We start from the raw sequence: 9,312 nt of genomic DNA on the forward strand, positions 1-9,312 counted from the left end.
CACAAAAGCCCGGTATCGTAGTTTTCAACAAAAAGAAAGGAGGCTGCAAAAAGAAAAAAAGAAGCAAAAAAAGAAAAACGCATTGAAATATGGAAAACTGAAGGAGTTTCCCACATTCCAACACGACAAGCAAGCCACAACAATTATTCTTTATCTTTAGAAAATGGTAAACCCTATTCAGGACTAAAATAAAGTGTAAACTAAACACCGTACTAATCAGTAAAAGTGTAAACTTTTTTCAGGACGAGACAGAGTGTAAACTAACAACAAGACTAATCAGTAAATGTGAAACTTTTTTCAGGCCGAGAGAAAGACTACTATAACCTTACCTGCGGTTTGTGTCCTCGCAAATCGCATATTATTAATTGCAAGGGCAATGTAGAAATGGTTGTTTACAGGACACAAAAAAACAGAATTATAGAGAAAAATCAAGAAATGTTTGAGATTAACACTGATTAATTCAGGAAATTAATTTGCAAACGCATCCAGCGCTGCCGTTGGTTTTCCGGAATTATCAAAAGCGCCTAAACCGTAGCCCTGCCAGTTATTGTATGACTCCGGCTCCCAATAAAAAACGCCCTTGCCGCCATTGTTATTAACGGATTTTACTTTGCTGATGATATCTGAAAGAAAAGCCTTGCCCTCTGTTGGCGCATCGGCCTCCATCCCTACCTCAACAACCATAACCGGGGTTGAATAACGCGAAACCATATCGTTCATATTGGCTAAACACTGCGTAGTGAGGGTTTGCCAGTTTGTTTTTGATGGATAAAGCGACATGCCTATGATATCCCATTTGGCGCCGTTGGCTTTCAACCCATCAAACATCCAACGGAAAAGATTATTATCATAACCATTGGAGAGATGCACTATTACCTGCGTTGCAGGGCTCACCTCTTTAACTGCCGCGTAACCGCTTTTAACGAGGGCGGCAAAATTAGCCATACTTTTTGAGGCGCGGCCGTCCTCCCATAGCATGCCGTCGTTGGTTTCGTTGCCTACCTGTGCCCATACCGGTGTTATGCCATTGTCTTTTAGCGTGTTCATCACACTTTTGGTATAATCGTGCAAGGTGGTAGTGAGCGTGGCAAAATCAATGGCGACCCAGGCAGCGGGTTTGGTTTGTTTACCAGGATCGGCCCACCAATCGCTGTAATGAAAATCTATCATAATTTTAAAACCCTGAGCCTTTGCACGGTTAGCTTTTGCTACCAGGTCGGCAGTGTTACAGTAACCATCCTTTGGATTAACCCAGGCCCGCAGCCTTATAGCATTAAAACCCAGGCTCTTTAATAATACAAAAAGATCCTGTTGGGTACCGTTCTTATCATAAAACTTAATGCCTTTAGCTTCCATTTCGGTTACCCAGCTGATATCTGCACCCTTGGCGATGATTTCTGGTGGTTCAATTATAACTACGGGAGTATTTGTTTTGCCTTTTGAACAGGAAATACCCAGACAAAACAGGATCAAAAAACAAGAGCGCAAGATCTTCTTCATAATAGACACAAATTTAAGACACGAATTTCACGAATTGGTTCGAATTTCACGAATTAGATCCAAGCGTCATTGCGAGGTACGAAGCAATCCCCGCCTTACAGGGCAGCTTTGCAAATCAGATCTGCATAGTCGGGGATTGCTTCGTACCTCGCAATGACGGTCTGTTTATTTATTTTAAGACAGATCATATGCCGTCAGTATTTGTGTTAATTCGACCCAATTCGTGAAATTCGTGTTTAATTATAGTTTACCTGTTCTTGAAGGAGCGTTAAGTGTTGATACATAATTAAAGCTTTGGGTTTGATCGCCCAGCTGAATCCTGAACTCCCCTGCTTCGGTAACGGTTTTGCTTACATCGTTCACAAAAGCAAGGTCTTTAGGCGTAATTTTAAAGCTTACTGTTTTTGTTTCACCAGGTTTTAGCGAGATCTTATCATAAGCCCTTAAGCGTTTGGTATCCGGCGCTATACTGGCATATAACTGGCTGATATATAACAATACAGATTCTTTACCTTCCAGCTGCCCGGTGTTTTTCACGTCAACAGTGATTGTTAACGTTTCATTATCTTTCAGCTCTGGTTTGCTGATGTGCAGGTTATTGTAGCTGAAAGTGGTATAGCTTAAACCGTAACCAAATTCATACAAAGGATTGTAACCGTGTTTATCATCCGGATTACCATTCTCTAAATTTTTGCGGTAATAGTTGTTTAACGAATTAGTGAAACGCGGATAAGTTATAGGCAACTTACCTGATGGGTTTACATCGCCAAACAACACGCCTGCAATAGCATCGCCGCCTTCGTTACCCAATAGATAGGTCATGAGGGTAGCTGCTGAAAGGCTTTCCGCGTCCGTTACAATTCGTGGACGACCTTCGGCCAATACCAATATCACCGGCTTACCTGTTTTGGCCAGGGCCTGTGCCAGTTGAATTTGCGCGCCTGGCAGGTTAAGGTCATCAATATTACCAACGTTTTCTGTATACGATAATTCGCCAAGGCAAAGCACAATCGCATCGGCTTTTTGCGCGGCTTTAACGGTCTCATCAACATTTTGAAGGCTATCAAATGCCGCACCGGCTTCATAGCTTACATTTTCTTTACCAATTTTTTGTTGGATAGCTTCAAGGATGGTATTCTTGCCGGCAGCAAACTTGTCGGACTCATCTCCCTGCCAGGTGTAACTCCATCCCCCATCCAATGAACGCATGGTATTGGCCGTAGGGCCGGTTACCAGTACTTTCATACCTTTTTTAAGTGGAAGTATATGGTTGTTGTTTTTTAACAATGTAATAGCCTCATTAGCGGCTTGTACGCTTACCAGCCTGTATTCCTCTGATCCGAATTTTGGATAATCAACAGGATTACCTACCGGGCGCTCAAATAAACCCAATTCGTATTTTACTTTTAAAATGCGGTGTACTGCCTCGTTGATCCGGGTCATTGGTACTTTGCCTTCTTTAACCAGCTCAATCAAATAGGTAAAAAAAGTATAATCATACGGAACCATGCTCATATCCACACCCGCGTTAACAGCTATCATTACCGCATCTTTTTGAGTAGCCGCTATATGATGACGATCATGAAGGTATTGGATATCGCGCCAGTCGGTTACGGCGATACCATCAAAATGAAGTTCACCGCGCAAAACATCCGTAAGCAGGTATTTGCTGGCATGTACCGGCACACCGTTTATCTCGCCAGAGTTAATCATCAAGGTTTTAGCACCTGCTTTTACAGCTTCGGCAAATGATGGCAAAAAGTATTCGCGCATATAACGGTCCGGAATCCAGGCCGGGGTGCGGTCTTTACCGCTCAATGGGAAGCTATAACCCAGGTAATGTTTCATACAGGCGGCCACATGGTATTTATCGCCTACATCATTACCCTGGTATCCTTTAATAATAGCCGCGCCCATGGTTTTAACCAGGTAGGGATCTTCGCCAAAAGTTTCATAAATACGCGGCCAAAGCGGCGACTTGCCCAGATCCAATACCGGCGAATAATTCCATGGAATATAGCTGGCGCGGGTTTCATAGGCGGTTATCTGTCCGGCTTTGTAAGCTATATCCCGGTTAAAGGTAGCAGCAACCGCAATCTCCTGCGGAAACAAAGTACTGCCGGTTGTATAAGTTACGCCATGTATAGCATCGATACCATAAATAACCGGGATTTTTAAACGATCCTGACCGGCAGCTTTCTGGATGGCCGAGATCACATCGTACCAATGCTCACGACTGTACGCGTGACCGCTTACATTGAGGATTGAACCCACATGATATTTCACGATAGCTTCTTTTAACTTATCCGCATCCAGCTGATGATCAGGCACATTTGTTTTTGATACTACATCCGAGGTAACTTCGGTCATCTGGCCTACTTTTTCTTCCAGTGTCATTTTGGCTATCAGCGCATCCACTCTTTTATCGATGGCGCCAACTGATGTGTTTTTTTGAGCCTGTACAGCCGGGGAAATTGCGTTAAGCAAAAGCAAACTGGCCGCCGTTATGTAAATTTTTCTCATATGTTTATTTAATTTGAGCTTTCGATATGTTTATTTATTTGATCCTGGTTTATTTGTATGCTTAATTCGTGTTGTAAGGCTTCTATCGCATTAGCCAGGTAGGCAATTGGGGCGTTCCAGTTTATAGTAACCTCGTTAGCGGCATAAGCCCTGGTATCGTCTATATAAGCTTCATCCGGTACTTTAGACGGAACTTTGATCCCGTCCTGCACCCCTGGGTTTGGCCCGCCTGCCAATAAACCGGGGACAGGATCAATTACACCATCACTTGCCGAGGGCCGATGATGCGGGTTCATTGGTGTTTTACTGCCGTAACCGGTTACATAAGAGTAACCAGCAGCATTTCTCCCTAAAATATAATCAAGGTTGGCCAAAGCATTATTCAGGTATTTTTTATTATGCGATAATTTATAGGCCTGAATTAATAAAACTCCTTCGTTTGCAGCATCAGAATTACTGCCCCAGCCAAAATGTTTTGCAGATTGTGTCATAGCCGTTTGGTAAGCATTGTCATCAACACCATTGATCAACTCGTCCGCAGTATTCAATAATCTCTTCTTTATCTCCGGCAGCTCATTAAAGGGTTTAACATCCGTGTTTTTTATGAGCGTGTAATACCCCAGTAATTTTACCTGCCCCCAGGCTGGCACCGGCATTTTATCATCAGGAAGCAGGTTAATGTTTTTTAAATAGCCACTGTCATTTGTGCTTACAAATAATTCAGATGCAGCCCAGATAAATTCGTCGGTAAAATCATTATCGCCGTAGCCACCGGTAGTTATGGCCGGATTAAATTTCTTATTCATTTCATCCTGCCGGTAAGCTACATTGGGATTTTTTTGAGCCCATATCCAGGCCGTTTTGGCTGCGTTAAGGCATGAATCGGCCAAACCTGGCGTTTGTGGTGCAAATTTCTTAAAGATTCTTGAAGCCTGTGCCATAACGGCGGCAAAATCTAATGTTGCAGCTGTACCCTTTTGCACCACGTAACGTGGTGTGCTATCCTTATCGGGCATTTCAAATTTATCAAAAGCAGCATTGGTTAATTTGTGGTAAACGCCGCCATCGTTGGGGTCCTGCATGGTGAGCATCCAGCGTAAGTTCCATAATACCTCGTTCAACAGATCAGGCAGGCCGTTCCCGCTTTCAGGGATATTGAGCTTTATTGAATTCATGTGCGTTGGGAAATCCTCGTACAACGAAAGCAGGGTACTTGTAGAAATACCGCTGTTTACAATATATTTATTATAATCCCCGGCATCGTACCAGCCCCCGGGCGACGAAATAATTGTACCGGCAGGTCGTTTTTCGCTTGCGGCAGACGGATGGATCAATACCTTATTGTCAGGATGCCCTTCGGCCCTGGCCCATTTGCCGGCATACTTTTGGGTTAAGGGGGTTGATGCCCGCATAAAATAATAGGCTTTGATAACAGCACCCGCCACCTTTTCATGAACGCCATTTTTTATCCTGAAAGGATAGGAATATCCCACACCTGCAATATAAAGCCGGTACTCCCCTGGTTTTTCTAATTTGCTGAAATCGGCAATATAGGTTGTTTTACCTGCAAAGGAGGGCTTCACCGATGGCTTCAGTATACTGCTGAATACGGGATGCTTATTTAAGGTTACAACAATAAATTTGCCGCTATTACTACTTAATACAATCGCTTTTTTAATGGCACCGGGATAAAAGCCAAGCTGATTCAATCTTATAGGGTTGGATATAGCATCTTTTGTTTGTGCCGATGCGGTTTGCAGGATAAGTATTGTTAAAACAAACAGCACCCCTTTACCCGCTGCATTTTTCCTGGAATTAAATTTTACATGCATTGTATAAACACATTTATAGGTTTTTTTTGTGTGATAATGGATTTATAAATGTAGGTGTATTTTTTACAATAAGCATAATACTATTATGGCTAATTTGCTTAAAAATATAACACAATAAAACATTTTATAAATGCAATTGATTAAGGCTTAACGCAGATAAATAAACCCAACCTTTAAAAACACCCGGCACAATAAAAAAGACCCACCGAAACGGCAGGTCTTTATTTATATTACCGGGCTGAGCCCTAAATTTACAACGAAAATAATTTATAAGCCAAAGAAAGACTGAACAAGCTTACACGGGTATGAGATGCATCATTGCCGTAAGCAATTTTATTAAGGCCGCCTTCATATCGTAAGTCAACCGAAAAGTTTCTAATATCCACACCTGCACCTACCTGGATCCCGTAGTTGGCATCCTTGTAGTTTAAACTGGTTGCTTCTTTAGTGGCCCCACTAAGACTTTGGTCTTTATTTATAGCGAATGAAAAAACAGGCCCTCCATAGAAACGTCCGCCTAAACCAAAAGCGCCAACTTTTGCGCCTACTAACAGCGGTACATCAAGGCTGGTAAATTTTGCTTTATTAACGTTTCCCTGGTCATCCTTGATATCTATATTTTTTGAAGTAAAATACATTTCAGGCTGAAAATTAAAACCAAGACCACCTACCCTTGCCCATACGCCTGCCAGGTAACCGGCTTTATTGCTATTATCATATTTTCCGTTTGACGGAAAGCTGGAGAAGTTTAATCCTGCTTTTGCACCAAAAGAAAAACTTGGCAATACCTGTGCTGCTGCCATACCTGCGGTTAGCAGGCAAATAGTGAATGTAATTAAGATTGATTTTTTCATTTTTCAAGGGATTATGTTTTTAAAGACAAAAATATTATAATAATTAATAAGAGGATGCAAAAGTGGATAATATAGTTGCCACATAAATCAGAAATATCCGGTTTATAAAGCATGCCCCTAAGCCAAACTTTTTAAACCGGATATTATGAAATTAATCTGCAGTTAAAACAGAACGTTTTTATAAATCCCGCAGCTTTTATAGCGCTAACTTACCCTGGTAATAATCCAGTATTTTATTATAGATGTAACAATCGTAGCGGGCGTTGATAAGGTTTATTTTCGATCTGTCGAGGTTGTTTTTAGCCAGTACAAAATCATATGATGTTAACACACCGGCGTTGAAGCGGATCTCGGCTATCCTGAATGATTCGCCGTATGCCTTTACCTGTTCAACAAGTACGGTATAGCGTTCATAAGCTGAAGTCATATTCAGGTATGCCTGCTCTACGTTTTGTTTTAAAACTATTTTGGTGTTATTTTCTACATACCTAGCTTCCTGCAGGTTAATTTTAGCTAACGCTACTTTATTACGATTTTGAAAATAGTTTAAAATTGGAATATGTAAACTCAAGCTAACCTGTGTATTATAATTGTTTTTAAACTGATCGTAATAGCCTATGTTTTGGTTATTATAATTTGCCTGCCTCTGAAATACAGGGAGTTTAGTACCCCCGGTGCCATTTACAAACGCACCTGTAGCAACTGTTGTTGAATCAATAAAAGTTGCTTTTTGCGCGGCACTTGAGTAATTGGTAAAAATACCGCCGCCTAAAGTAAGCGTTGGCAGTAAAGCTCCCTGGGCAACTTTAACGCCCTTTGCGGCACTTTTACTCCTTAACTCTGCAGCCTTAATGTATGCCAGCTGCTGTAAAGCAGTATCGTACACCTGGTCTGATGAAGCATCAGTTTTACTTGATACATCCTGAACGCTCAGGGGCTCCAGTTTAAGGTTTTTGTTATAAGGGATATTCAGCATCTGCATCAGGTTAAGTTTTGAAACTTCCAAAGCGTTTTTTGCCTGTACCAGGTTTAATTGGTTGTCGCCATACGTACCTTTGAGGTCATAAAGATCTGATGGTAATTTATTGGCACCTTCTTTTTCCAATATATTCAACCGCTCAACCTGTTTTTTTGATACATCCAGTTGGTTAGCCACCTGGCTCAATAATTCCGTATTATCCAAAACCAGCAAATAGGCGGTAATCACGTTTATGGTTACCTGATCTTTCGCTTGTTGGAAATCCATTTTACCCGCCTGGAAAGAAAGTGATGTTTGTTTAATGTTATTTAAGTTTTGCAAACCGCTAAATAAAGTAAGATTACCGTTTAAGCTATAATTACCATAAGTGAGCGATTGGGTTACGTAACTGTAGGTATACGGGTTAAGGTTACGCCCGTTATTAATTCCATGATTAACATCGCCATTAATTGTGGGAAGCAAATACTCCTTAGCTTGTTTATAACCAATATTAAGCCGCTCCATTGCCAACTCGCTTTTTTTTACATCGAGGTTGTTTTTTATAGCAATGTCCACACACTGCCTGATGGAAAGAACAGAATCTGTTTGTGCCTGTACCTGTGTTACCGACAGCGCAATCAAACCAAAAAATATAAATTTAAAATATCGCATTACTATATGATCAGAGTTGTTTGGAGGATTCTATTTTGCCGTCGAGCAAGTTGATGATACGCGTACCGTATTCAGCATTTTTTTCGGAATGTGTTACCTGGATGATAGTTACTTTATCTTCCCTGTTCAGCTTGCGGAAAAGTTCCATGATCTCCTCTCCTTGTTTAGAGTTAAGGTTACCGGTAGGCTCATCGGCCAATAACAATTTTGGTTTGGCTATCAATGCGCGTGCAATACCCACCAACTGCTGCTGACCGCCTGATAATTGCGCGGGGAACAAATCTTTTTTACCTACGATACTAAACTTATCCAATATATCGGCTACCATGGCTTTACGTTCGCTGCTTTTAAAATCCTGGTAGATAAGCGGGGTTTCGATGTTTTCATAAACGGTGAGCTCGTCAATTAAATGGTAAGCCTGGAAAACAAAGCCGATGTATTGTTTATATAAAGCAGAACGCTGTTTTTCTTTAAGCTGATGTACAGCGTGACCGGCGAAATAGTGATAGCCTCCTGAAGGTTCATCAAGCATGCCGATAACATTTAGTAAAGTTGATTTACCCGAACCTGAAGGACCCATTATCGAAATAAATTCGCCTTCATCAACTTCAAGGCTCAAGTCGTTAAGTACATAATTTTTAAGTCCGCTTACCTGGTAGTGTTTTGAAATATGCTGAAGTGATAACATTTTTAGTTGGTGGATTTGTGGGTTGGTGAATTAGTGATTTGCATTTTAGTTAAAGCAATAATAGTGATCATTTTAATATTAAAGTATCAATAATATACCAAACTTTTAATATGTTGATTATTAACACATTACAACAAAACAAGCAAACAAAAACTGTACGTTTATGTAACACGGTGCGTACGTTTATGATACAGTGAAAGGTGAAAGGTGAAAGGTGAAAGGTGAAAGGTGAAAGGTGAAAGGTGAAAGGTGAAAGGTGAAAGGTGAAAGGTGAAAGGTGAAAGG

Annotated in this window: 6 protein-coding genes; all 6 read right to left on the reverse strand. The window is 41.1% G+C overall.

Features of this window, described 5'->3' with window-relative positions; all coding sequences use genetic code 11:
• Window positions 1-468: 468 nt before the first annotated feature.
• On the reverse strand, window positions 469-1,500 hold the full coding sequence (locus AC1DQW_RS26880) for a glycoside hydrolase family 53 protein (RefSeq protein ID WP_477456872.1): 1,032 nt from the start codon (window positions 1,498-1,500) through the stop codon (window positions 469-471).
• A gap of 240 nt (window positions 1,501-1,740) precedes the next feature.
• On the reverse strand, window positions 1,741-4,023 hold the full coding sequence (locus tag AC1DQW_RS26885; RefSeq protein WP_477456873.1) for a glycoside hydrolase family 3 N-terminal domain-containing protein: 2,283 nt from the start codon (window positions 4,021-4,023) through the stop codon (window positions 1,741-1,743).
• A gap of 8 nt (window positions 4,024-4,031) precedes the next feature.
• Entirely contained in the window at window positions 4,032-5,855 is a 1,824-nt protein-coding gene (locus AC1DQW_RS26890) for a glycoside hydrolase family 9 protein (RefSeq protein ID WP_477456874.1), read from the reverse strand.
• Between the two features lie 251 nt (window positions 5,856-6,106).
• On the reverse strand, window positions 6,107-6,709 hold the full coding sequence (locus AC1DQW_RS26895) for a porin family protein (protein ID WP_477456875.1): 603 nt from the start codon (window positions 6,707-6,709) through the stop codon (window positions 6,107-6,109).
• A gap of 196 nt (window positions 6,710-6,905) precedes the next feature.
• Complete coding sequence (locus AC1DQW_RS26900; protein WP_477456876.1) at window positions 6,906-8,339, reverse strand: TolC family protein; 1,434 nt, start codon at window positions 8,337-8,339, stop codon at window positions 6,906-6,908.
• A 10-nt stretch (window positions 8,340-8,349) separates the two neighbouring features.
• The gene (locus tag AC1DQW_RS26905) at window positions 8,350-9,027 is read right to left on the reverse strand and encodes an ABC transporter ATP-binding protein (protein WP_477456877.1); all 678 of its coding nucleotides are present in this window, start codon (window positions 9,025-9,027) and stop codon (window positions 8,350-8,352) included.
• Window positions 9,028-9,312 lie beyond the last annotated feature (285 nt).

The sequence above is a fragment of the Mucilaginibacter sp. P5_A4 genome, assembly GCF_056400605.1.

What these genes read in the sequence shown, in the direction of transcription:
- AC1DQW_RS26895 (WP_477456875.1), bottom strand. Translation starts at nt 6,709, where the DNA reads ATGAAAAAATCAATCTTAATTACATTCACTATTTGCCTGCTAACCGCA.
- AC1DQW_RS26905 (WP_477456877.1), bottom strand. Translation starts at nt 9,027, where the DNA reads ATGTTATCACTTCAGCATATTTCAAAACACTACCAGGTAAGCGGACTT.
- AC1DQW_RS26890 (WP_477456874.1), bottom strand. Translation starts at nt 5,855, where the DNA reads ATGCATGTAAAATTTAATTCCAGGAAAAATGCAGCGGGTAAAGGGGTG.
- AC1DQW_RS26880 (WP_477456872.1), bottom strand. Translation starts at nt 1,500, where the DNA reads ATGAAGAAGATCTTGCGCTCTTGTTTTTTGATCCTGTTTTGTCTGGGT.
- AC1DQW_RS26900 (WP_477456876.1), bottom strand. Translation starts at nt 8,339, where the DNA reads ATGCGATATTTTAAATTTATATTTTTTGGTTTGATTGCGCTGTCGGTA.
- AC1DQW_RS26885 (WP_477456873.1), bottom strand. Translation starts at nt 4,023, where the DNA reads ATGAGAAAAATTTACATAACGGCGGCCAGTTTGCTTTTGCTTAACGCA.